The organism is Candidatus Collinsella stercoripullorum, from assembly GCF_027669965.1.
In the GTDB taxonomy this organism is placed as follows: domain Bacteria; phylum Actinomycetota; class Coriobacteriia; order Coriobacteriales; family Coriobacteriaceae; genus Collinsella; species Collinsella stercoripullorum.
On the sequence record NZ_JAQECM010000038.1, the window covers coordinates 1 to 23731 of the forward strand.

Sequence of the window (23731 nt, forward strand, 5' to 3'; positions counted from 1 at the left end):
CCGGCCTTCCTCAACCTGCGCAAGAACGACCCGAACCGCGAGCGCGTGTTCACCTTCCCGTTCAAGGGCGCGCTCATGAAGGTCGCCATCGCGGTGCCCTGCATCGAGCTCGTGCTCACCATCGTCGCGACGGTCGTCCCCCTCTCCGAGGCCGAGATCGCCGACAAGGTCCCGATGCTGATCATCTTCATCGTGATCCTGCTTCTGGGCGAGGTCGTGCGCGTGTGGAGCGCCCGCGACCGCAAGGAGGAGTACAAGGGCCTCACCCCCGAGCTCGCCGCCAAGCGCCTGGCCGAGGAGGCCGAGGAGAAGTAGCCCCGGCGGGCATGCGCGCACAGCGCGCGTAACGAGCCGCGTTACGCGAGCGCGGCGGCAAAGGACAGGTCGGCTGCCGCGCTCGCACCGCTCCCATGAGCGGATCCCATATAGCTATCCGGCCCGGCGATCTCAACCTGTCCTCGTCGCCGCACCGAGGTTTCCCGTACCGATCGTATGAAAGTGGAGGTTTTCATCATGCGTACGATCACCGAGTCCGAATCCACCCCGAGGGCCGACGGCTACTTCATGCCCGCCGAGTTCGCCCCGCAGGATCGCGTGTGGATGGGCTGGCCCCACCGTACCGACACCTGGGCCCACGGCGCCAAGCCGGCCCAGTCGCAGTACGCCGACATCGCCAACGCCATCGCCGAGTTCACCACGGTCGTCATGTGCGTCAACCAGGCTGACTACGCCAACTGCAAGGCCGTCTTCGAGGACGAGAAGTACGAGAACCGCGACAACATCATCGTGCTCGAGATGACCACCGACGACGCCTGGTTCCGCGACACCGGCGCCACCTTCGTGATCGACGGCAAGGGCGGCAAGCGCGCCAACCACTGGCACTTCAACGCCTACGGCGGCATGATCGACGGCCTGTACTTCCCCTGGGACAAGGACGAGCAGATCGCCCTCAAGATGGCCGAGTTCGCCCGCTGCGACCGCTATCGTCCCGATGACATGATCCTCGAGGGCGGTTCCATCACCGTCGACGGCGAGGGCACCCTCGTCGTGACCGACCAGTGCCTGCTGTCCCCCGGCCGCACCGCCTCCGCCGTGCGCGTCGAGGAGGACGAGGACGACCTGTGGCCGTCCTACGCGCTCAAGTTCCAGCCCTGGAGCGAGGAGCTGCGCGAGTACATGAACGAGCACCTGAAGGACTACCTGGGCGTCGAGAAGGTCATCTGGGTCAAGGAGGGCATCGACCCCTGTGAGACCAACGGCCACATCGACGACGTGGCGACCTTCATCGCCCCGGGCGTCATGGCCTGCATCTGGTCCGATGACCCCGACTACCCGTTCTACCGTCAGTGCCATGAGGCCTACGAGACCCTCTCCAACGCGACCGACGCCAAGGGCCGCAAGCTCAAGGTCTACAAGCTCCCCATGCCCGTCAACCCGCTGTACATGGACCAGGCCTCCTGCGACTCCATCGACATCGACGAGAACGCCGAGCCGCGCGTGCCCGATGAGCCGCTGATCGCCTCCTACATGAACTACCTGGTGACCAACCACGGCGTCATCGTCCCGCAGTACGGTGACGAGAACGACGCGCTCGCCGTGGAGACCCTCCAGAAGATCTACGACGAGACCTGGGGCGAGGGCGTCTACACCTGCGTGGGCGTCAAGTCCGAGCAGGTCGTCTACGGCGGCGGCAACATTCACTGCATCACGCAGCAGGAGCCCAGCGCGTAGTTCGACGCATCGTGGGACGGGGCCGCTTCGGCCGCCCCGTCCCTGGTGGTGCGTTTGGGGACGGGGTCGTTTTTGGTCATCGCCCCGCGCGCCGTGGCGTGTTTGGGAACGGGGTCGTTTTTGGTCATCGCCCCGTGCGCCGCACCGGATGCGGCCGGCATGGCCGGCATCGCGGACCGCGTGATCGAGTCCGCGCATATATCCGCCTATATGGCGATCGCCTGTCTGAGGCCACAGGGGCCGCGCCTACCCGTCGGCGCGGCCCTCTGCTTTTTTGAAGGGGGCCAGGGTGTCTGGCAAGAAGTTCTCTCTCATAGACGTGGTGCTTTCCGTGATCTGCGTCGTGTTCACCATCGAGGCCGCGGCCCCCGCCTCGGCCATGGGAAACGTGCAGTTCTTCTGGTGGGGGCTGCTCATCCTCACCTTCCTTCTGCCCTACGGGCTGGTCGTCGCCGAGTTGGGCACGACCTACGATTCCGAGGGCGGTCTGTACGACTGGGTCCGCGAGGGGCTGGGCGACGCCTGGGCCGCGCGCTGCTCGTGGTGCTACTGGGTCAACTTCCCCCTGTGGGTGGCGAGCCTCGCCTGCATGTTCCCCGGCGTGATCGCCTCCATCTCGGGCGTCGAGCTGTCGCTGCCCGTGGCCCTTGCGGTGGAGCTCGTCTTCGTGTGGGGCGTGACCCTGCTCGCGTGCTCGCCGGTCTCCGAAGCCGATTGGATCATGGACGGCGGCGCGGTGATCAAGGTGTTCATCACCGTCGTCGTGGGCGCGGTGGGGATCTGGTACGCGAGCGCGCACGGGTTCGCCAACGACATGAGCCCGGCGACCTTCCTTCCCGACTTCTCGAATACCGAGTCGCTGACCTATCTCTCGGTGATTCTCTTCAACTTCATGGGGTTCGAGGTCGTCGCGACCTTCACGAGCTCCATGCGCAACCCGTCGGCCGACATCCCCCGGGCCATCGTGGTGGGCGGCATAACCATCGCGGCGGTCTACATCGTGTGCGGCATCGGGATCGGGGCCGCGGTCCCCACCTCGGAGCTCTCGCTCGATTCGGGCATCGTCGACGCGGTGGGCGTCATGCTCGGCAGCACGCACCCGCTCACCGTCGTGGTCGGGGTGGTGTTCCTGATCACCCTGTTCGCCAACATGACCTGCTGGTCGTTCGGGGTGAACTCGGTGGCGAGCTACGCCGCGCGCCACGGCAACATGCCGCGCGCGTTCTCCCTGCGGTCGAGGAAGACGGGCATGCCCAACGGCTCCGCCCTCATGAACGGCGCCATCGCCAGCGCGGTCCTGCTTCTTCAGATCCCGCTGGGCGAGGACTCGGACGTGTTCTGGCTGCTGTTCTCCATGAACGTGGTGTTCCTGCTCATGAGCTACATCCCCATGTTCCCGGCGTTCTGGCGCCTGCGCCGGTACGATCCGCGGCCGCGCGTGTTCCGGGCTCCGTTCGAGGGGAAGCTGCTGGCGATCGCGCTCGCGGTGCCGGCGATCGAGCTCGTGCTGTCGATCGTGGCGACCATCGTCCCGCTCAACGGCTCCCCCGAGGAGCTCTCCAAGCTGCCCATGCTCATCGGGACGGTCGTGCTGCTCGCGGTGGGGGAGGTCGTGCGCGTGGTCTCCAAGCGGGGGCGCGTCCGGGACTACCCGGGTGCGGCGAGCATGTGCCGGGTGTCCGCGGCGGGCGGTGCGGACACCGACGAGCACGGCGGGGCGCACGCGGGAGAGCCCTCGGGCTCCGCCGATGAGGATGCGGCGTACGCCGATGGGGAGACGGCGCCTGCAGGAGCGGACCAGGCGTCCGACGGCGGGCGCGAGCCCGCCTCCGACCGGAAGGGCGGGGAGGACGGAACGCGGGGGGAACGCCTATGAGGTAGCGTGCGTTGAGCGGAGGCGCCGGGGCCTCGCGGGAGCGTGCGGCGGGCGCCGCGCCGCGGGCGCGCTAGCGGGTCGAGCCCGCGAAGCGCTTCTTCTCGCAGGAGGTGAGCTTGGGCGCGAAATAGGGCACATGCCCCAGATAGGGGCAGCCGTTGTCACCGAGATCAGGGGCCATGTCCTCATAGGTGAACCGGTTCCTGACGGAGGCGGCGGCCTCGGCGAGGGTCTGGGTGAGCAGAACGGTCACGGTCATGATGCTCCCTTCGATCGCGTGACGGACGGAATGGGGGCGCGCTGCGTACCGGCAGCGTCCGTCGCCAGTGTAGCCACGCGCCCGTGACCTTGCAAGATGTGCACAGTTCGCTCGCAATCCCCTGACGGCTTCTTGACATGTCGGATGCGGGAGGCCGACGGGCGCAGGCGAAGGGCAGCGTGGGTTCCCGATGACGGATCGGGTCGAGAGGTGAGGCACGGCATGACCATGAACACGCTTTGGTTCCTGTACACGGTGGCGCTGTTCGCCATCGCGCTGATCTCATGCTCGCTGTCGCTCGCGGTATGGATGGCGACGCGCCGGCGGGATTGCCTGGTGAGCGCGTCGGGCTTCATCCTGTACGCGATGGAGCTCTCCCTCATCTTCTTCGACGAGTACGCGCGCAGCAAGTACGAGTACCCGCAGAGCTTCGACCTGCCGCTCACGCACCCCTGGGAGAGCGCGCTGCTGTCCGTGCTGTTCACCGGTGCGCTGTGGATCTGGATGCTCATGCGGCTCCACAAGGACCTCGGGTGGAGGAACGCCGGGATCCCCATCGCCCTCTACACGGTCGTGGCGTTCGCCCTCGTCCCCAAGGAGGGCATGTCGAGCACACTGCAGCAGTGGGCGTATTGGATCGTGCGCGACCTGACGGTGATCGGTTCCCTGGGATACGCGCTGTGGTGCTACCGCCATACCGAATCGGAGGCGGAGCGGCTCGACCTCGCGCGCTCCAAGCGGTTCTACCGGCTGGCGTGCGTGCTGGCTGCGTGCATCGCGCTCGAGGACACCTTCATGATCTTGATCTACCGCCCGCCCGAGGACGTCGCCTTCGTGACGCAGTTCCTCTGGCACATGTCTGAGCGAAACATCTCGGAGAACCTGCTCATGGTCGCCTGCGCGGTGCAGCTGCTGCGCAAGAACCAGCAGGTGCTCTCCATGTACTTCAGCCATCCGCCCGTGGGGGCGCCCGCCGCCCCCGCACCCGTCGATGTGCCGCGCGCGGATGCCTCCGCGGATGTCGGCGACGAGGGAGGTGCCGGGGCGTCGGTCGGTCGGAAGATCATCGAAAGCGTCTCCGCGGGCGGCAAGGAGATGATCGCCGGCGAGCTGGAGAGCCGCATGATGCTCTACAGCGATGCCCGCGGCCTGTCCGCGCGCGAGCGCGATGTCCTGCGCGAGCTGCTGCATGGCAAGGACACCCAGAACATCGCGAGCGCCCTCACGATCTCGCCTGGTACCGTGAAGGCGCACCTGCACCGCATCTATCGCAAGGCGGATGTCTCCAGCAGGGACGAGCTGCTTCGGGATTTCTGGAGTTCGTAAGGTTGCCGTCGGGGAGGGCGCCGTCTTGTCGAGTCGGATACGATGACGTGCTCCCTTGTGAGGAATGCATCCGGCAGGTCTCCCGGGGTTCATCCGGAAGCGTCGTTTTCACTTCACGGGCATTCTTTCAGCCGCGAGCCGGTCCCCCCCGCTACCGTAACGGGCGCCTATGCCCCTGCAACAGAGGGGCCTGCCCCCGCAACACCGATTTCCAGGACGGTGCGCGAAAATCGGTGTTCCGGGGGCAGGCCCCATCCCTCCGGGGGCAGACTCCACCCTTCCGGGGGCAGGCCCCATCTCTCCGGGGGCAGGCGTTCGGCTCCCTATGCCCGCGGCGCGACGATCCCCGCACATTTCTGCCTCGTTGACAACCTGTTACCGTTGCGCTTTCCAACGGACCCCCTGTGCCTGCTGTGAGAACGTCGGGTCGTGGTCCCATCCGCATACGGATGGACCCCGCATCGTGTCCAGGACGCACATACGACCGTCTAGCCGGATACCGCGCACGGTAAACGGTGGTTTAAATCAGTAAACCCGCAGGTAGGGGATGTAACCCGCATTAACCCACCGTTCACGGGCCACAACGGCCGAGTGGCGGGGCGACCGTCGGAACATGATGCGTACGGAGAGCGCGCCTCGGGGCATGGACGCTTTGCGGCGCGAGACAACGCAGAAAGGAGACGGATATGGCGGATACAGATGCGGTCAAGGCCGCGCAGGAAGAACGTGAGCTGGGTACCCAGCCGATTCCCAAGCTGTTCGTAAAGTATGCATCGATCGCCTTCATGGGCATGATCGCCCAGATCATCATGGTGGTGTTCGAGGGCATCATCATGGGCAACGGATTGGGTGCGCACGGCCTCGCCTGCGTGTCCATCATCATGTCGGTGGAGCTGATGAACGTCGCGCTCGGCAGCGCGCTCGCCGTCGGCGTGTCCACCGTGGCGGGGAACCGTCTGGGCGCCGGAGATACCGAGGGCGCGAAGCATGCGTTCTCCCAGGGTTTCTGGCTCACGACGATCCTGATCGTCGTGCTCATCATCTTGGCGGAGATCTTCGTCGAGCCCCTCGTCACCTTCCTCGGCGCCACGCCCGATATCTTCGATGACACGGTGGGCGCCATCCGCGTGTTCCTGCTCGGCCTGCCGTTCTGCGTGATCGGCCAGATGCTGTGCGGCATGCTGCGCATCGACGAGAAGCCCCACGCCGCCGCGACCATCCAGATCGTGTCCGCTGTCGTGGCGATTATCTGGCTGGCGGCCTCCACGTTCGTGCTCAACTTCGGCGTCACCGGTGCCGGCCTGTACTACGCGATCTCCATCGGCCTGTGGTTCGTGGTGATCTACTACTTCGTGGGCGGGAAGCGCTCGGTGTTCCAGATCAGGCTCGCCGACATCAAGCTCGAGCCCGGCCTGTGCCTGCAGATCATCAAGATCGGCCTGCCGCTGTTCCTGCTCCAGGCGACGAGCTCGGTCTACACCACCGTCGTGAACAACCAGCTCGGCGTCCTCGGTTCCTCGCTCGACATCGCCGCCTTCGCCGTTATCAACGGATACGTGGTCTACATCATCATGATGGTGGTCCAGGCCATCACCTACGGCGTCCAGCCCATCGCCGCCTACAACGCGGGCGCCAAGGCCTACGGGCGCATGAAGGAGCTCCTCAAGACCTCGCTCACCATCCAGGTGCTCGTCATCGCCGTCGTGACCGTCATCGTCTGGGCGGCTGCATACCCCATCTGCCTGCTGTTCGCCGGCGACCCGGAGCTCGCCTCCGTCTCCGCGGACGCCACGCGCATCGTGATCCTGCTCGGTGCCCTCGGCTGGTCCTCTCAGGTTATCAGCAGCTACTTCGAGTGCGTCGAGCGCGTCGTCATCGCTACCGTCCTCGGTATCGCACGGTACATCTTCTTCACCATCCCGGCCGTCTACGTCCTGGGCGGCATGATGGGCGTCCAGGGCGTCTGGTGGGCCCAGCCCGTCGCCGACGTGCTGACGTTCGCCCTCGTCATGGTTTTCGTGGTCATCGAGCTCAAGCGTCTGAACGCGCTCGAGAAGAAGGAGGCGTAGCATCATGGCTACCGCAGAGCTGGTCTTGAAGAGCAACGCGGTCTTCACGGGCGAGGTGAGCGAACCGTTCGCGGGCGGCGTCGCCATTGCGGACGGCAAGATCGTCGCATGCGGCGACGAGGAGGCCCTCGCCCCCTTCATCGGGCCCGACACCGAGGTGCGCGAGTTCGGCGACCGCCTCATCATGCCGGGCTTCAACGACTCCCACACCCATTTCACCCAGGGCGCTCTGGTGGACGACCCCGACTTCTGCGTGCATATCGGGGGCACCGACACGCTCGACGAGGCGCTCGTCGCGCTCAAGACGTGGGCGGATGCGCATCCGGACAACGAGTGGGTCTACGGCAACGAGGTCATCCAGTTCAACTGGGAGACTCCGCTCATGCCCACCGCGGCGCAGATCGACGCGGTGATCTCCGATCGCCCGGTGGTGCTGTCGCAGGTCGATATGCACACCTTCTCGGTCAACACGGCGGCCCTGCGTCGAGCGGGCATCACGCGCGACACGCCCGACCCGTACGGCGGCGAGATCCTGCGCGACGAGTCCGGCGAACCCACCGGCGTTCTCTCCAACACGGCGACCGACATATTCACCGCGCTCCTGTTCCACCCCGAATGGGAGGACATGAAGGCCTCGTACCGCAAGGGCTTCGAGAAGGCCAAGCGCCTGGGCCTCACCACCGTGTGCGTGGTCTTCCCCGAAGGGGTCTCCTACGATGACCCGTTCGCGGTCTTCCACGAGTTCGAGCAGGACGGCGAGCTGCCCTTCCGCATGCCGTACTACACGCAGCTGGCGGGCGGCGAGCACGAGGACCTGATCCAGAAGATCGAGCGCATGCAGGCCGAGTACAACAAGCCCGGCTCGCTCATCACCTGCAACGGCTTCAAGATCCTGATCGACGGCGTATGCTCCGACCACACCGCTTGGATGGCCTGGCCCTATGCCAACGACGCCACCACCAACGGCATGCCCGCCATGGACCTCACCCAGGTCCGCGCCGACCTGCTGCGCGCATGCGAGGCGGGCTACCCGGTGCGCATCCATACGATCGGCGACGCGGCGGTGCACTGGGCGCTCGACGCCTTCGACGAGGCGAAGCGGCGCTACGGCGATAAGGGCCTGCGCCATGTGCAGGAGCATGTGGAGACCATCCAGCCCGACGACCTCAAGCGCTTCGCCGAGATCGGCGTCGTGGCGTGCATGCAGCCGATGCACATGATCCTCGACCTGGAGTTCCGTTCCAAGGACGATGCGGTCGGGCCTGAGCGCCTGCCGTATTGCTGGCCCATCCGCTCGCTCCTGGATGCGGGGGCTCACGTGGCCCTCTCCACGGATTTCCCCGTCGTCGAACTCGACCCCCTGCACGAGGTCTACGCCGCGGTCACGCGCCAGCTGTTCGACGGCACCCCCGAGGAGGGCTGGGTGCCCGATCAGCGGATCGCGCTCGCCGAGGCGCTGAGCGCCTACACCGCCGGATCCGCCTATTGCGAGGGCATGGAGGACGAGGTCGGCACGCTCGAGCCCGGTAAGGCGGCCGACGTGATCGTGCTCTCCAAGAACCTGTTCGCGGTCGAACCTGCGGAGATCTTGAACACCGAGGTCGACCTCACGGTCTTCAACGGCAAGGTCGTGTACGAGAGGTAGTCTTTTCGACCGGAGCTCCCCGCGGGGTCCCATACGCATGCTCGGCGTTCGCGACGATGCGAGCATGCGTTCGGAAGCCCCTGCGGGGAGCTTTCGCCGCATCTCCCGTCGACGAGTGCCGGTGGGGAGGCGCTATTCGCGGCGGCTATCGGATAGGGGGTTCCATGTTCGCGGATCTGGTGCTCAAGAGCTCGGCGGTCTTCACCGCGCTGGGGGATCGCTCGCAGCCGGGGGCCGTCGCGATCGCGGGGGACCGTATCGCGGATGTGGGCCCCGTCGACGAGGTCCTGGGCCGGTGCGGCGAGGGGGCCGAGGTGATCGACCTGGGCGACTCCTTCGTCTGCCCCGGGTTCATCGACTCGCACCTGCATTTCCACACCGCCGCCATGAACCGCTCCCGGCTCTCGGTGTTCTGCGAGGGAAGCTGCGCCGAGGACTGCGTCGATGCGCTCGCAGCCGTGGAGGACGCGCGCCCGCGCGACGAGTTCATGCTCTCGTACGGCTGGTACCACCCCCTCTGGCGCGATCCGTCGCTGCCGACCCGCGACATCCTGGACCGGGCCTATCCCGACCGACCGGTCTGCCTCATGGGGGCCGACGTCCACACCCTGTGGCTCAATTCGGCCGGCCTCGCCAAGCTGGGGATCGACGAGGGCTCGGTCCCGCCGCCGGGCGGTATCTACCGCAAGGACGCCTCGGGCCGCCTGACGGGCATCGTCCAGGAGACGGCGGCGTTCGACCTCTTCCCGCGCATCTACCGCTTCTCGCGCGAGGAGGAGGACGAGGCCGTCTCCGCATTCATCGGCGACCTGCACGCCAACGGCATCACGGGCGTGGGGGACCTCGCCCTGTTCGCGCTGCCGGGGGCGGATATGATCTGCGACGACGTCCTCGCGCGCTTCGATCGCGACGGGAGGCTGGACCTGCGCGTCAGCCTGTTCCCGACGGCGCTCGACGACCTCTCGCGCGCTCGGGGGATCGAGGCGCGATTCGCCGGGAGCCGCTTCGTCCGTCTGGGCGGTCTCAAGCAGTTCTTCGACGGGGTCACCTCCACGCACACCGCCTGGCTGCACGAGCCGTACGCGAACGCGGACGGTCCGGATGACGTCGGGCACCCGACGGTGGCCCCCGAGCGCATGCGCCGACTCGTGCTCGGCGCGGCGGCTGCCGGGTACGCGGTGCGCGTGCACACCATCGGCGACCGCGCGGTGGAAACCGCCCTCGACATCTTCGCCGAGGCCATCGATACCTACGGACGGCCGCGCGTCGGGGCGTACGGCTTGGAGCACCTCGAACGGATAGACGACGGGGACATCCCGCGTCTGGCGCAGCTCGGCGTCCTCGCCAACGTGCAGCCGCCCCATGCGACCCTCGATCCCGAGGGGACCGTTCGCGACCTGGGACGTGAGCGGGCGCTGCGCATGTGGCCGTTCGCGTCCTACGAGAGGGCGGGGGTCTCCTATTCGTTCGGGACCGATGCGCCGGTCGTGGACATCGACAGCCGCGCGGTCCTGTACGACGCCGTGACCCGCCGCGATGCGGTGAGCGGTCTGCCTGAGGGCGGCTGGGCGCCGGACGAGCGGTTGAGCGCGGCGCAGGCCGTGCGCGCCTACACGCGCGGGTCGGCCGCAGCCTGCGGGCGCGCGGAGGAGACGGGGACGCTCGAGCCGGGCAAGCTCGCGGATATCGCCGTGCTCGACCGCGACATCGTGGGGAGTCCCGAGTCCCCCGTGGACCCCGAGCTGATCCGCGCCGCGGAGGTCGTCATGACCTTGGTGGGCGGGAAGGTGGTCTACACGCGGTGACCTGCGGTTTCCGCGAGTGCACAGCCGTCGGCCCGGCTGTTTCCGCCGCTCTCGGCCCCTGCCGCTTTGGCCGTTTTTCGGTAGTGTGTGCATCTTTTCCGGGGCAGGCGGCAGAGCGGGTCCCACGTGCGGCAAAACCCCAGTTGACGGGAAACCGGGGCGGCCGACGCGGCCGGCATCCCGGAAAGATGCACACAATACCGCAATTCTGCCAAGGCGGACAGCTTCGATCGCGGATAATCCTGCCAAGACGGACGTCTCCAGTCGTGGGTAAGCGCCTTTCCGCGACGCCATGGTCGCTGACGGGATCACCGGACGCCCTCGGTTGCGGGGAGCCGTCGGGGCGGGATAGCGCCCAGTCGCGGGGAGCCGTCGGGACGGGACAGCGCCGGGTCGCGGGGAGCCGCTGGAACACGGCGGTGCCGTGCAAAAAAAGCGCCGGGCCCCGTCATCGACGGGACCCGGCTCATGCGTTCGCCTATGGACGGCGCGTTGCCGTTAGACCGACGCCGCGTAAGGGCGGGCGTGCCACGTCTCGGAAGGGGCGGGCACCTTCGCCGCTCCGCCCACCTTGCGGGCCGTCTCCAGGAACGCCTGGTAGGAGCGCTTGAGGTTGAGTCGCTGGTCCTCGGAGCGCTTGCGGCGCCTGGGCTTGGCCGGGGCGGGGTCGGCGTCGGGTAGGTCGGCGTCTGCGGTGTTCATGAGGTGAGGCTTCTCCTTTTCCTTGGATGTCCTGCGCATGCGATCATCTCCTGTTCAGCGTTGCCGGTCGACGCGCCCGGTGCGGGCGGCGCCCGGTGCGGGCCGGCGGTCGTTCATCGTGCGCAATGGGAATGTACCGCTCCCAGGGGGTCGCTAGTCTGAAGAACCGCTTAAGCCTTCGCGGACGCGCCCAACGGCATACTTGCGAGCCCTCAACGGTCGGCGATGTGGAGGGATGGAGGAGGGCCGGACCGATCGCGGGTGACAAACCGGACCGGGCTCGGATACCGAGCCGGACCGGTCGCGGGCGACGAGTCGGACCGGGCCCGGACGGCAAGCCGAACCGGGCCCGGACATCGAGCCGGCACCGGCCCGGCCTCAGGCTCACTCGGCCCCGAGGCGAGCCGCGCGCACGCTGCTCTCGAACACCAGCTGGCCGGCGACCGTCCCGACGATGCCGAGCGCCACCATGACCGCGTGCGTCGCTCCCATGCCGACGGCGTCGGGCAGGAAGCCGAAGGTGAGCGCCCCTCCGCCGAATACGCAGACCAGGGCCCCGATGATGCCCACGGTGATGGGCGCGCTGCGCTTGACCACCTCGTTGGGGGATGTCCAGGCGTAGTTCGGCCGTCGGGCGTCGATGCCGAGTCCCACGTTCGCCCAGAGGTAGAACACCCCGAAGCCCACGGCGAGCATCTCGATCGCGCCGACAGGCGAGAGCTCCCCCGCGACCGTCATGATGGCGCACGAGACCGCGAGCACCGCCGCGACGGGGATGGCGTTGGAGGCGAGCTTCGCACCGAGCACCATCCGGGACGACAGCGGTGCGGTCGCGGTGATCCACGCCGAACGCCCCTCGAGGGAGACGGAGACGGCGGCGCTCATGCAGGTCGATGCGCAGAACGCGAACACCCAGGGGATGATCAGGGAGATGCGGTCGAGCAGCGGCCCCATCGTCCGGGCGTCGAGGCCCAGCTCGTCGAACCTGCCGCCCGTGACGAGGTCGCTCAAGCCGATCGCGGACAGCGCGATGGCGATGACGAGCATCATCAGGTAGCCGAACAGGCAGTTGAACGCGTAGGAGGGGATCCCCAGCAGCGTGAGGTGCTCGCGGCGCACCAACGCGGCGAACGGGGTGCGCACCCGCCCGGAGCGCCGCAGGGCCGACGCGCCTCCCGCCTTGCGGGCCCGTCCGGCGAGCGCCCCGTTGAGACCGAGGTAGCAGCGCTGCATGATCTCGACGCAGACCGCCGTGACCCCCAGCTCCGCGAGGGCGAGCAGCGCGAACCCGGTGACGGAGCCGTCGACGACGGCGCTTGAGGCCCAGGCGGCGGGCGGCCACGCGGTCTCCACCATGTCCCTGAGCGCCGCCGCCATGCTCGCCGTCGCGGCCAGCGTCGCCTGCTCGTCGACGCCGGCGGAGAACGAGAAGCTGTACGAGGCGGCGATCACGCCCATCATGAGCAGCATGCCGAGCGCCGCGTAGGCGAGGTTGGCGCGACGGAAGCGCGTCGCGAGCGCCGTGACGCCGAAGGCCGCGAAGGTCGCGAGCGCGGTGGGGGCGAGCGGTGCCAGCGGTACGCTCAGCACCGCGAAGGCGACGGTGGCCGGTGCGGGCCCCACGTAGGCGAAGAACACGACGTAGGGCGGGACCATGAGCAGGAGGGCGATGACGATGGCGCTGCCGAACAGGGCCGCCATCCGGGCGAGGACCACGGTGCGGCGCGGGATGGGAAGGGCCATGACGAGGTCGTGGTCCCGTGCGCCGAACAGGGTCCCGCGCGCCTTCATGAAGGTGAACGCCACGCCCGCGAGCGACCCGATGAGGACGGCGAGGGCCGGGATCGCATCGGCCAGCCCCGCCTCGGCGAGCCCGATCGCCGCGAGGGCGGCGTAGACCGCGAACACGGTGGCCAGCAGGAACGCGAGCACGGCGGCGAGGGCGATGCGGCGCATGCGCGCGGCGCGCGGCGCGCCCTGTGTGTTGGGGGCGAGCGAGTTGGCGAGGGCGAGCAGCTGCACGCGCAGCAGCGTCAGGAAGTCGCGCACGATCAGGCCTCCTTCTCGACGAGCTCGAGGAAGACGTCCTCGAGCGAGGAATCGCCGCGGACCTGCTCGGTGGGGCCGCAGGCGAGCAGCTCGCCGCCGCGGATGATGGCGACCTTGTCGCAGAGCCTCTCGACGACCTCGAGCACGTGCGATGAGAAGAACACCGCGCTCCCGCGGTCGGCCAGCTCGCGCAGCATCCCCTTGAGCTCATGGGACGCCACCGGGTCGAGCCCGACGAACGGCTCGTCGAGCACGAGCAGGCGCGGCCCGTGCATGAGCGCGCCGATGAGCACGAGCTTCTGGCGCATGCCGTGCGAGTAGGTGCCCACCGTGTCGCCCAGCGCGTCGGAGAGGCCGAGGCACTCGGCGAGCTGCGAGATGCGCCGCGTGCGCGTCTCGGCGGGTATGCGGAAGACGTCGGCCAGGAAGGCGAGGTACTGCATGCCGGTCATGAACTCGTAGACATCCGGGTTGTCGGGCACGTAGGCGGTGAGGGCCTTCGCGGCGAGCGGGTCGCCCACCACGTCGTGCCCGCAGATGCGGATGGTGCCGCCCTCGAAGCGCTGGGCGCCCACGATGGAGCGGATGAGCGTGGTCTTGCCGGCCCCGTTGTGGCCGATGAAGCCGAAGATGTCGCCGGGCTCGACGGTGAGGGTGAGGTCGCGCACGGCGGTCTTGTCGCCGTAGCGCTTGCAGAAGCCCTGGATATCGAGGACGGGGTGCTGCGACGGGGTGGTCTGGTTCAGGTGTTCCATGGTCTCCTCCTTGCGGATGGGTGTCGGTGGTCGGGTGCGTCGCCGCCCGCCTTGGCTGCGGTTTCGGCCGGCGGCCTTCGTCTCGGTGGTCGATGCGTTCGGCGCCGGCGGGCTCGCGCGGCGCCGCCCGCCTTGGCTGCGGGCCCGCCCGCGGGGTCCCGCTACAGGAGGCCCGCGACCTCGAGCATCGTCTCGATCGCCTGCGGCGAGAGGCCGGCTCCGCGATACCCTAGCTCGATGAACATCGGTACGAGGAATGAGAGGACCGTCTCAGCGATGGTCCAGAACCGGATGGCGTCCATGCCTGCTCCTTCGCGCGCCGCGCGCGGCGGCGCTATTCGGTTGTGTCTTCGTCGCCTCGTTGGGGGCGCTTGCCTCCCGGCAGGCGCCCGTAGCGCTTCAGCGCATCGCGCAAGATCCATTCGACCTGCCCGTTGGCGCTGCGCATCTCGTCATCCGCCCAGCGCTGAACGGCCTCCCAGATCTCGGGGTCGATGCGGAGCGGGTACTGCTTGCGTGCCAATCTGGTCACCTGCTTCAACAAGCCGGCGGGCGTTCCGACTTGCCGGTCGAGCGGGCCCGGTCATGGCCGGGCCGCCGGTCGAATGGGGGATGGGGCGCCGGCCGGGCCGTCGTGCGCGGCCGGCATGCCCCGGGAAGGGTCGTTCGGCGTCCCCCGGGGCCGGTCCTCGGGGGACGTGCGCGCCGGGCTAGTACAGGGAGCCGGTATTCACGATCGGCTTGGCCTCGGACTCGCCGCACAGCACGACCATGAGGTTGGAGGCCATCTGCGCCTTGCGCTCCTCGTCCAGCGAGATCTGGCCGCCGCGGGAGAGCTCGTCCACGGCCATCTCCACCATGGAGACGGCGCCCTCGACGATCTTCTTGCGCGCGGCGATGACGGCCTCGGCCTGCTGGCGGCGCAGCATGGCCTGGGCGATCTCCGGTGCGTAGGCGAGGTGGGTGAGGCGCGCGTCGTCCACGGCGACGCCCGCCGGCGCCAGGCGCTGCGAGAGCTCGCGGCGCAGGGCCTCGGAGACCTCCTCGATGTTGGAGCGCAGGGTGATGGAGCTGCTGGAATCCGAGGTGTCCTCCATGTGGTCGTACGCGTACACGCTCGCCACGTGGCGCAGCGCGGTCTCCGCCTGGGTGGCGACGAACTGCTCGTAGTTATCGACGTCGAACAGCGCCTTGGCGGTGTCCTCCACGTGCCACACCACGACGTTGGCGATCTCGATGGGGTTGCCCACCTTGTCGTTGACCTTCAGGACCTCGCCGTTCAGCGTGCGGGCGCGGATCGAGACCTTGGTGGACAGGCCGGACGCCGCCTTGGCGGCGGTCTCGATGGACTTGGAGAGCGACAGCCCGCTCTTGCTGACGGCGCTCGCCACGGCGTCCTCCGCCGCGGAGTTGGTGCCCATGCTGCGACTGTAGAAGGGGTTGGCCCACAGGAACCCCTCGTCGCGGACGGTTCCCTTGTAGTCTCCGAACAGGATGCACACGCGCGCCTGGCCGGGTTGCAGGGCGAAGAAGCCGCAGACGGGGACGAACCAGACGACGAACAGGATGATGCTCGCGACCAGCAGGATGACGAGCAGGGGGTTGGCCTCGTTCTCGGGCGTGCTCGCCATGCCGACGATGGAGCCGATGAACACGGCGATGATGGCTATCAGCGCGATCGACACCGCCGCCAGCATGCCCCAGCCGGACTTGGCCTTGATCTGCTTCTCCACGCTCATTGAAGTTCCTTTCGAACATACCGCCCGCGTTTGCGTGACCGCCCGGGCGCTGCCCCGTATTGCCTCGGGGGGGGGGGCACTCCCCGAACGAGAAGCTCCGTGCCGCTCGTTGATGCCATTGTGATATCACATTGATGTCGCGTCAAGAACCGTTTGCCGAATCGGCGAACGGTACGGCGCCACCGGGCATGCCGCCGGCGCTTATGCCGGGGGGTGATTTGGGTACCATGTGCGTACATTCAACTGGGCAGGGGGAATACGCTCATGGTTGGTATCGTTTTAGCCTCGCATTCGCGGGCGCTCGCTGAAGCGTTGCGCGATTACACGCGGGTCGTCGCCCCGGACGCGGCGGTGGCCGTCGCCGGGGGGATGCCCAACGGCTCGTTCGGTACGAGCTACGTGCGGGTGCGCGCGGCGATCGCGGAGGTGTCGGGTCCGGACGGGGTCATCGTCCTGCCCGATATGGGCGCCTCCGCCGCCGTGGTGAAGATGGTCCTCGCGGACCTGGCTGACCCCGGCGTCGTCATGGTGGACTGCCCGTTCGTGGAGGGGGCGGTGGAGGCCACGGTCCAAGCGCAGGCGGAGACCCCGCTCGGCCCGATCATGGAGTCCCTCTCCTCGCTCCGCTCGCTGCGCAAGTTCTAGGAGGCGCGCCCGCATCGGGGCGCATCCGCGCGGGTACGGCGGCCCCGTCCGCGCCCGGGGGGCGCATCCGCGCGGGCGCGTCTGCATCGGGGCACATCTGCGCGGGGCCCGTCGGCCCGTCCGCGCCAAGGTCCGTGGGAGGCGTCCGCCTCCGCCGCGCGGCGCGGCCCGGTGTTTTTCAAGTGCACGTAAACATCGATAAAACTGACAGATTGAATCCTCCGGTCGTATGTTATCTTCGGCTTACACTTGAAGCCGAGCGGCCGGATGGATGACACGATGCCCGCGCCGGCGCCTCGCCCTGCGAGATGCGCGGCGGGCCCTTCCGCGCGCCATCGCCTGTCTCCGGTCGGGTGCGAGCCCGTCCGGGGGCGCACCCGGCCGCTTCGCCTCGAGTACCCACCCACACGCGCGCCCAGCGCGCACGGACCGCGAGGAGCGTGGTTACCGAAATGCAAGAGGCATGGGAAGGTTTCACCGGGGGCGTCTGGACCGACGAGGTCGACGTGCGCGACTTCATCCAGCGCAACTACACCCCCTACGAGGGCGACGGCTCGTTCCTGGCAGGGCCGACCGAGCGCACCGAGAGGCTCTGGGGCACCGTGCTCGGCCTGCTCGAGCGCGAGCGCGAGCTCGGCGGCGTCCTCGACATGGAGACGAAGGTCGTGACGGGCATCACGGCGTATCCGGCCGGCTACATCGACGCCGACCACCCCGAGCTGGAGACGATCGTCGGCCTGCAGACCGACCGCCCGCTCAAGCGCGCCCTGCACGTGAACGGCGGCATCCGCATCGCCTGCCAGGCGGCCGAGCAGCACGGCTACCAGGTCGACCCCGAGATCGTGGACATCTACACCACCAAGCGCAAGACCCACAACCAGGGCGTCTTCGACGTCTACAAGCCTGAGATGCGCGCCTGCCGCAGCGCGCACATCATCACCGGCCTGCCCGACGGCTACGGCCGCGGCCGCATCATCGGCGACTACCGCCGCGTGGCGCTCTACGGCCTGGACTTCCTCATCCGCGACAAGGAGGCCCAGAAGGCCGCCACGCCGCACACCATGACCGAGGCCGTCATCCGCGACCGCGAGGAGCTCGCCGAGCAGATCCGCGCCCTGCATCAGCTGGCCGAGCTCGGCCGTATCTACGGGTTCGACATCATGCGCCCGGCGGCGAACACCCAGGAGGCCATCCAGTGGATGTACCTCGCCTACCTCGCGGCGGTCAAGGATCAGAACGGCGCGGCGATGTCGATCGGCCGCACCTCGACCTTCATCGACATCTACGCGGAGCGCGACCTGGCGCGCGGCACCTTCACCGAGGAGCAGATCCAGGAGTTCGTGGACCACTTCATCATGAAGCTCCGCATGGTCAAGTTCGCCCGCACGCCCGAGTACCAGAACCTGTTCTCGGGCGACCCGCAGTGGGTCACCGAGTCCATCGGCGGCATGGGCGTGGACGGCCGCACGCTCGTCACCAAGATGAGCTTCCGCTACCTGCACACCCTCGAGAACATGGGCACCTCGCCGGAGCCCAACCTCACCGTGCTGTGGAGCACGCGGCTGCCGCGCGGGTTCAAGGACTTCTGCGCCAAGACCTCCATCGCGAGCTCGTCCATCCAGTACGAGAACGACGACGTCATGCGCGTCTACCATGGCGACGACTACGCGATCGCCTGCTGCGTCTCGTCCATGCGCGTCGGCAAGGAGATGCAGTTCTTCGGCGCCCGCGCGAACCTCGCCAAATGCCTGCTCTATGCGCTGAACGGCGGTGTGGACGAGGTCTCCAAGAAGCAGGTTGGCCCGGCGTACCGCCCGGTCGAGGGGGATACGCTCGACTACGACGACGTCGTCGCGAAGTACAAGGACATGATGCGGTGGCTGGCCGGCGTGTACGTGAACACGCTGAACATCATCCACTACATGCATGACAAGTACTGCTACGAGGCGATCCAGATGGCGCTGCACGACCACCACGTGCACCGCTGGTTCGCCACGGGCATCGCGGGCCTGTCGGTCGTCGCGGACTCGCTGTCGGCCATCAAGTACGCCAAGGTGCACCCCGTGCGCGATGAGAACGGCGTCATCGTGGACTTCGATATCGAGGGGGACTTCCCCAAGTACGGCAACGACGACGACCGCGTGGACCGCATCGCCCACGACGTGGTACACGAGTTCATGGAGTACGTGCGCCGCAACGACACCTACCGCAACTCCGTGCCCACCACCTCCGTGCTGACCATCACGTCCAACGTGGTGTACGGCAAGAAGACCGGTGCCACGCCGGACGGGCGCGCGGCCGGGGAGCCCTTCGCCCCCGGCGCCAACCCCATGCACCGGCGCGACAGCCATGGCGCGATCGCCTCGCTGTCCTCGGTCGCCAAGCTGCCGTTCCGCGACGCCCAGGACGGCATCTCGAACACCTTCTCCATCGTGCCGGGCGCGCTCGGCAAGGACGCCGAGGTGTTCTTCGGCGATGTGGACCTGGGGGAGTTCTCGTTCGAGAACCCCGCGCCCAGCTGCGACTGCTGCTGACGACCCCACCGGCGGGGGAGGCGGGCGCTGCGGCGCGTCGCGTCCCCTGCGGAGGTGCGGTCTCATCCGCCGCCGGCGCCCTCGGGTGGAGCCCGGGCGCCGGCGGCGTCCCCAGCGGGCTCTTCGATTCCGGGTCGGCACGGAACCCGCCGGCGTGCCGGCGGTGCAGCCCGCACGTTGACAGAGCGCCCGGTACGGGGGCATCCCGTCGTACCGCGGCATGACTTGAGAACAGGAGTTTCATCATGAAGGTTTCCGACGTCGCCCAGTCCCAGGCCGACAACCTGGTGAGCATGCTCGATGCGTATGCGGAGCAGGGCGGGCACCATCTGAACGTGAACGTGTTCAACCGCGACACGCTGCTGGACGCGCAGGCCCATCCCGAGAAGTACCCCCAGCTCACCGTCCGCGTCTCCGGCTATGCGGTGAACTTCCACAACCTCACGCGCGAGCAGCAGGACGAGGTGATCTCGCGCACCTTCCACGAGGCGATGTAGGGGCGCGCGGACGGCCGACCCGCCGCCCCCGACGGGCCCCGGGCCGAGGGCTCGGGGCCCGCTCGGCTGCCTGCCGCATCGGCTTGGGGGCAGGAGGGTCGCGTGGATGACCGCTGTGTTCGTTTGGCGGCATGAATCCCGCTCGGCGACCCGCCGTCCATCCGACTGCCCTGCGCTCGCATCGGTAGCCGAAAAGCGTTCCCGAGGCCCGGACGGGTAGGGGGTGGTCAAAAATGGGCCGATTTGCGAACATGCATACCGCGTAGGAGCGGATGCGAGCCGGTTCTCGGTAGAACATCGTGTTTCGGACAATCTGATTCTGCGGGTTTTCGACGGGAGTGGCTCGAGATAATGCCACCGATCAGATGGTAATTCACAAATCGCGTCATTTTTGACCACCCCCTCGGGGCCCGATTCCGAAGCGCCTCTATCTCTATGCATCAGATTCGCGATACGGCCAGCTCATCCTCCGTAGATATGCAATAGAGGCGAATCGGATACGGGCACCCGGACGCGTCGGCATCTCGGGCTCCGGGTTGCCCCTCCGCGGGGCGCCTGCGAGTGCCGGTGGCACCGGCTCCTCACCTCGGCGAGTACCCGCGGGCGCTCCGGGTAGCAGCGGCCGTCGGTTCCCCGCTACTGCGGAGCGCCTGCGGGCGCCGGCGCCGCCGGTTTCCCGCCTCGACGAGAGCTCCCGGCGGGAGGGGCGCTGCCGGCAGGCGCGGACGCGCTGGTATATGCTCTTGGACATGCACCGCGCGCGGCCGTGCGTCGACGCGCCCGCCGCCGCGGCTCGTTCCAAGAGGAAGGAAGGCATCTATGGCTTGCTTGGGGTTCGCCGTCGTCGGCACCAGCTCTATCTCCGAAAGCTTCATCTCCGTCCTGAACGCGTCCGAGGACGCCCGGTACGTGGGCAGCGTGTCGCGCGACCGGGAGCGTGCGGCGCGCGTCACCGCCGAGCACGGCGGTACCGTCCCGTTCACGAGCCTCGATGCCGCGCTCGCATGCGAGGAGGTCGACGCGGTCTACATCGCGAGCCCGAACGCCCTCCATGCCGCCCAGGCGCTCGATTGCGTCCGAGCGGGCAAGCACGTGCTGGTGGAGAAGCCCCTCGCGCTCTGCGAGGCCGACGCCCGCTCGATCCTGGACGCGGCGCGCTCAGCGGGGGTGGTGGCGATGGAGGCGATGCGCTCGGTGCACGACCCCGGCATGCAGACGATCCGCGACGCGATCGCGCGGATCGGGCGGGTGCGCCGGGCGTCGCTGCGCTTCGGCAAGTACTCCTCCCGGTATGACGAGGTGCTCGCCGGACGGCAGACCAACATCTTCGACGCGCGCATGGGGACGGGCTCCCTCATGGATATCGGCGTCTACTGCGTGGAGGCGTGCGTCGCGCTGTTCGGCGCCCCCGATGCCGTGACGTGCGCGCCCGTGCTGATCTCCGGGCCGGATTCGGAGCAGACCGGCGGGGTCGTCGACGGGGCGGGGACCATCCTGGCGCGCTATCCCGACAAGGTCGTGGAGCTCTCGTACTCCAAGATCAGCCAGGACCTGCTCCCGTGTCAGATCGAGGGCGAGCTGGGGACCGTCACCTACAGCGGGGTGTCCGTCCCGCTCGAGGGGGAGCTCCTCCTGCGCGGTCGGGCGGTCGGGGGCGCCCAGCGCCCGGGCGAGTTCAGCGAGGGGGACGTCACGGAGCGCCTCGCGTTCCCCGCGTGCGACAACAACATGTGCTACGAGCTGGCCGATTTCATCGCCTGCGTGCGCGGCGGGCTCGATGCCGCGCCGTTCGGGGAGATCACCTGCACGTCGCTTTCGATCATGGACGAGGCGCGCCGCCAGGCGGGCATCGAGTTCCCGCGGGGCTAGCGCGCAGCCAGACGGGGCGGCCCCGGTCCGCGCCGGGCCGCCGCCCGCGCGGTATGCAAGGGGCGTCATCCGGATACCCGTCCGGCGGGATGTACGAGAGGAGAGGGTCGGCATGAGGGAAGAGGCGGGCGGCTCGCAGCCGATCGGCGGCGCGCCGGGCACGCGCTACGCCATGGGACGCGTCCATTCGGTGGAGAGCATGGGCACCGTCGACGGGCCGGGGATCCGTTTCGTCGTCTTCCTGCAGGGCTGCCCCATGCGCTGCCTGTACTGCCACAACCCCGACACCTGGGACGCCGGACCCGGCGCCGGCTCCCCGACGACGGTCGAGGAGCTCGTCGAGCGCTTCGAGTCCAACCGCGCCTATTACCGCACGGGCGGGGTCACCGTGACGGGCGGCGAGCCGCTGCTGCAGCCGGAGTTCGTGGCGGACCTGTTCGCCGCCCTGCACGCGCGCCCCGCGGGCAGGGTCCACACCTGCCTCGATACCTGCGGATACGCGTTCGATCCGGAGCATCCCGACCGCTGGGGGCGCGTCCTTTCGGAGACCGACCTCGTCCTGCTCGACATCAAGCACGCCGACCCCGCGGGGCATCGCCGGCTCACCGGGCGCGACCCGGGTCGCATCCTCGCTTTCGGCGACGAGCTCGCGCGGCGCGGCATCGACACGGTGATCCGCCACGTGGTGGTCCCCGGGTACACGGACTCCGTCGAGGAGTGCGAGGCGCTCGGGCGCCTCATCGCCCCGTGGCGCAACGTGGTCGGCTTGGAGATGCTGCCGTATCACACGATGGGCGAGTCGAAGTACGAGCGCCTGGGCCTGGCCTACCCGCTCGCGGGGACCGAGGCCATGGACGCCGGACGCATCCCGGAGCTGCGCGCGGCGGTCCTGCGCGGCATGCGCGCAGCTCGGGGGGCGTCGCCGGCCCGCCGCCCGTCCTGATACCGGGTCGGGCCCGGCGATGCCGGGGAAGGGGCCGTCCCGCCCGCGTCGCCGGTCCCGATGACGGCGCCGCCTACGATGGCGCAGCCGGCGCCGTTCCGCCGGCGGCTCAGGACGCGGGTGGCGGGACGGCGGATCGTCCGGCGCGCCGGTCCCGCAGCGGCGGCATGGCCGCCCGCCGCCCCCGAGCCCTCGCGGCTACCTGCCGAGCCACCTCAGGATGAAGTTGACGATGGCCGCCGCGTCGTTGATGCTCAGGAAGGGCGGCAGCTCCGCCGCCTCGCCGTCCTCGCGGGCCGCCTTCGCGGCGCGCCGGCGGAAATCCCGCTCGACGATGTCGTTGCAGGCGACCGCCAGCGTGTTGCCGTCGATGAGGTCGTAGGAGGTGTCCCCCCTCAGCCGGTCGACGCCCGAGCGCGTCACCACGATGTTGGGCAGGCCCGCGGTCTTGTACCCTTCGACGATCACCACGTCGACGTCGGTGTAGTGCGTGAGCAGGTCGCGCACGGGGACCTCCTCGCTCGTGGTGTCGGCGTACTCGGCGTACCTGCCCGGGGCGATGAGCCCGACATGGCGGCTTCCCGCCTGGGCGTGGCGCCAGGAGTCCTTCCCCGGCTGGTCGATGTCGAAGCCCTTGTGGCCGTGGTGCTTGATCGATCCCACGCGCAGGCCGCGCTGCGTGAGGCGCGAGATGATCTTCTCCACCAAGGTGGTCTTGCCGGAGTTCTGATAGCCGATGAAGGCGATGGCGGGGGCGGGGGTGCCGCTCCCCGGGCCGCCCGGGAGGGGGGAGGACGCGACGATTTCGACGCCGGGGTCCGTATCGGGCCCGGCCGCACGGGGCGCGTCGCCCGGGCCCCTCCCGTCCGCCGGGGCAGCGCCGACGTCGGTGCTGCCCGCCGCACAGGCCGCGGGCGCACCCGGGACGTCTCCCGCCCGGACGGCCGCCGCGGCGCCTCCCCCGGACCCGGGTTCCTCGGCCGCCCGGTCCTCCGCCGAGGCGGCGTCCCCGCCCCCGGCCCCCTCGGCGGCGAGCCCGTCGGGGCCGGTCTCCGCGCGCTGCCACAGCCCCGAGCGCCCGCCCTCCTTGCGCAGCAGCCGCACGTCGACGACCTCCATGCCGCGGTCGACGGCCTTGCACATGTCGTAGATGGTGAGGCAGGCGACGGAGGCCGCGGTGAGCGCCTCCATCTCGATGCCCGTCACGCCGGTGACGCCGCAGGTGGCGAGCACGTGGAAGCCCACGCGCCCATCGGGCCGCGCGCCCGCTCCCGATGCGGGGATCGG

19 protein-coding genes and 1 pseudogene are annotated in these 23731 nt (G+C 68.8%); 12 read left to right on the plus strand and 8 right to left on the minus strand.

Annotation, left to right across the window (positions count from 1 at the left end; translation table 11 throughout):
• The 3 genes and pseudogenes from PHA29_RS07730 to PHA29_RS07740 form a co-directional block, all read left to right on the plus strand.
• Positions 1-315 (plus strand): annotated as a pseudogene (locus tag PHA29_RS07730) (amino acid:proton antiporter); the annotation flags it as partial.
• Positions 316-513: 198 nt separating this feature from the next.
• On the plus strand, positions 514-1731 hold the full coding sequence (locus PHA29_RS07735; RefSeq protein ID WP_270849027.1) for an agmatine deiminase family protein: 1218 nt from the start codon (positions 514-516) through the stop codon (positions 1729-1731).
• A gap of 289 nt (positions 1732-2020) precedes the next feature.
• Positions 2021-3607: an APC family permease gene (locus PHA29_RS07740; protein WP_270849029.1), complete on the plus strand. Its 1587-nt coding sequence runs from the start codon at positions 2021-2023 to the stop codon at positions 3605-3607.
• A 70-nt stretch (positions 3608-3677) separates the two neighbouring features.
• Here the strand turns inward: PHA29_RS07740 and PHA29_RS07745 are convergent, their stop codons facing one another.
• Positions 3678-3866 carry a hypothetical protein gene (locus PHA29_RS07745; RefSeq protein WP_270404447.1) on the minus strand — a complete coding sequence of 63 codons (189 nt, stop codon included), beginning with the start codon at positions 3864-3866 and terminating at the stop codon, positions 3678-3680.
• Between the two features lie 222 nt (positions 3867-4088).
• Here PHA29_RS07745 and PHA29_RS07750 point away from each other — a divergent pair, with 222 nt between their 5' ends.
• The 4 genes from PHA29_RS07750 to PHA29_RS07765 all read left to right on the plus strand — a co-directional run bounded on the left by PHA29_RS07750 (position 4089) and on the right by PHA29_RS07765 (position 10711).
• Entirely contained in the window at positions 4089-5192 is a 1104-nt protein-coding gene (locus PHA29_RS07750) for a helix-turn-helix domain-containing protein (protein WP_270849032.1), read from the plus strand.
• A gap of 686 nt (positions 5193-5878) precedes the next feature.
• A complete protein-coding gene (locus PHA29_RS07755; RefSeq protein ID WP_270849033.1) occupies positions 5879-7261 on the plus strand; it encodes an MATE family efflux transporter in 1383 nt (460 codons plus the stop codon).
• 4 nt (positions 7262-7265) lie between these two features.
• Positions 7266-8906: an amidohydrolase gene (locus tag PHA29_RS07760; protein WP_270849034.1), complete on the plus strand. Its 1641-nt coding sequence runs from the start codon at positions 7266-7268 to the stop codon at positions 8904-8906.
• Positions 8907-9070: 164 nt separating this feature from the next.
• The gene (locus tag PHA29_RS07765; protein WP_270849035.1) at positions 9071-10711 is read left to right on the plus strand and encodes an amidohydrolase; all 1641 of its coding nucleotides are present in this window, start codon (positions 9071-9073) and stop codon (positions 10709-10711) included.
• A gap of 498 nt (positions 10712-11209) precedes the next feature.
• Here PHA29_RS07765 and PHA29_RS07770 read toward each other — a convergent pair whose 3' ends face one another.
• The 6 genes from PHA29_RS07770 to PHA29_RS07795 all read right to left on the minus strand — a co-directional run bounded on the left by PHA29_RS07770 (position 11210) and on the right by PHA29_RS07795 (position 15956).
• On the minus strand, positions 11210-11413 hold the full coding sequence (locus tag PHA29_RS07770) for a hypothetical protein (protein WP_270404457.1): 204 nt from the start codon (positions 11411-11413) through the stop codon (positions 11210-11212).
• Positions 11414-11797: 384 nt separating this feature from the next.
• The gene (locus PHA29_RS07775; RefSeq protein WP_270849037.1) at positions 11798-13462 is read right to left on the minus strand and encodes a hypothetical protein; all 1665 of its coding nucleotides are present in this window, start codon (positions 13460-13462) and stop codon (positions 11798-11800) included.
• A 2-nt stretch (positions 13463-13464) separates the two neighbouring features.
• Positions 13465-14217, minus strand: coding sequence for an ABC transporter ATP-binding protein (locus tag PHA29_RS07780; RefSeq protein WP_270849039.1), 753 nt, complete (start codon positions 14215-14217; stop codon positions 13465-13467).
• Between the two features lie 161 nt (positions 14218-14378).
• On the minus strand, positions 14379-14519 hold the full coding sequence (locus PHA29_RS07785) for a hypothetical protein (RefSeq protein WP_270404462.1): 141 nt from the start codon (positions 14517-14519) through the stop codon (positions 14379-14381).
• A 32-nt stretch (positions 14520-14551) separates the two neighbouring features.
• Entirely contained in the window at positions 14552-14740 is a 189-nt protein-coding gene (locus tag PHA29_RS07790; protein ID WP_270573735.1) for an Arc family DNA binding domain-containing protein, read from the minus strand.
• Between the two features lie 187 nt (positions 14741-14927).
• A complete protein-coding gene (locus tag PHA29_RS07795; protein WP_270849040.1) occupies positions 14928-15956 on the minus strand; it encodes an SPFH domain-containing protein in 1029 nt (342 codons plus the stop codon).
• Between the two features lie 264 nt (positions 15957-16220).
• Here PHA29_RS07795 and PHA29_RS07800 point away from each other — a divergent pair, with 264 nt between their 5' ends.
• The 5 genes from PHA29_RS07800 to pflA all read left to right on the plus strand — a co-directional run bounded on the left by PHA29_RS07800 (position 16221) and on the right by pflA (position 22444).
• Positions 16221-16601: a PTS-dependent dihydroxyacetone kinase phosphotransferase subunit DhaM gene (locus PHA29_RS07800; RefSeq protein ID WP_270404468.1), complete on the plus strand. Its 381-nt coding sequence runs from the start codon at positions 16221-16223 to the stop codon at positions 16599-16601.
• A gap of 452 nt (positions 16602-17053) precedes the next feature.
• Positions 17054-19135, plus strand: coding sequence for a formate C-acetyltransferase (gene pflB / locus PHA29_RS07805; protein ID WP_270404469.1), 2082 nt, complete (start codon positions 17054-17056; stop codon positions 19133-19135).
• A 245-nt stretch (positions 19136-19380) separates the two neighbouring features.
• Entirely contained in the window at positions 19381-19632 is a 252-nt protein-coding gene (gene grcA3 / locus PHA29_RS07810) for an autonomous glycyl radical cofactor GrcA3 (RefSeq protein ID WP_270404470.1), read from the plus strand.
• Between the two features lie 819 nt (positions 19633-20451).
• Positions 20452-21501, plus strand: coding sequence for a Gfo/Idh/MocA family protein (locus PHA29_RS07815; RefSeq protein ID WP_270849043.1), 1050 nt, complete (start codon positions 20452-20454; stop codon positions 21499-21501).
• Positions 21502-21613: 112 nt separating this feature from the next.
• Entirely contained in the window at positions 21614-22444 is an 831-nt protein-coding gene (pflA, locus tag PHA29_RS07820) for a pyruvate formate-lyase-activating protein (protein ID WP_270849045.1), read from the plus strand.
• A gap of 198 nt (positions 22445-22642) precedes the next feature.
• On the opposite strand, the gene mobB is transcribed toward pflA, so the two are convergent.
• Positions 22643-23731 (minus strand): molybdopterin-guanine dinucleotide biosynthesis protein B (gene mobB, locus PHA29_RS07825; RefSeq protein ID WP_270849047.1); only part of this gene is annotated, 1089 nt, incomplete at its 5' end.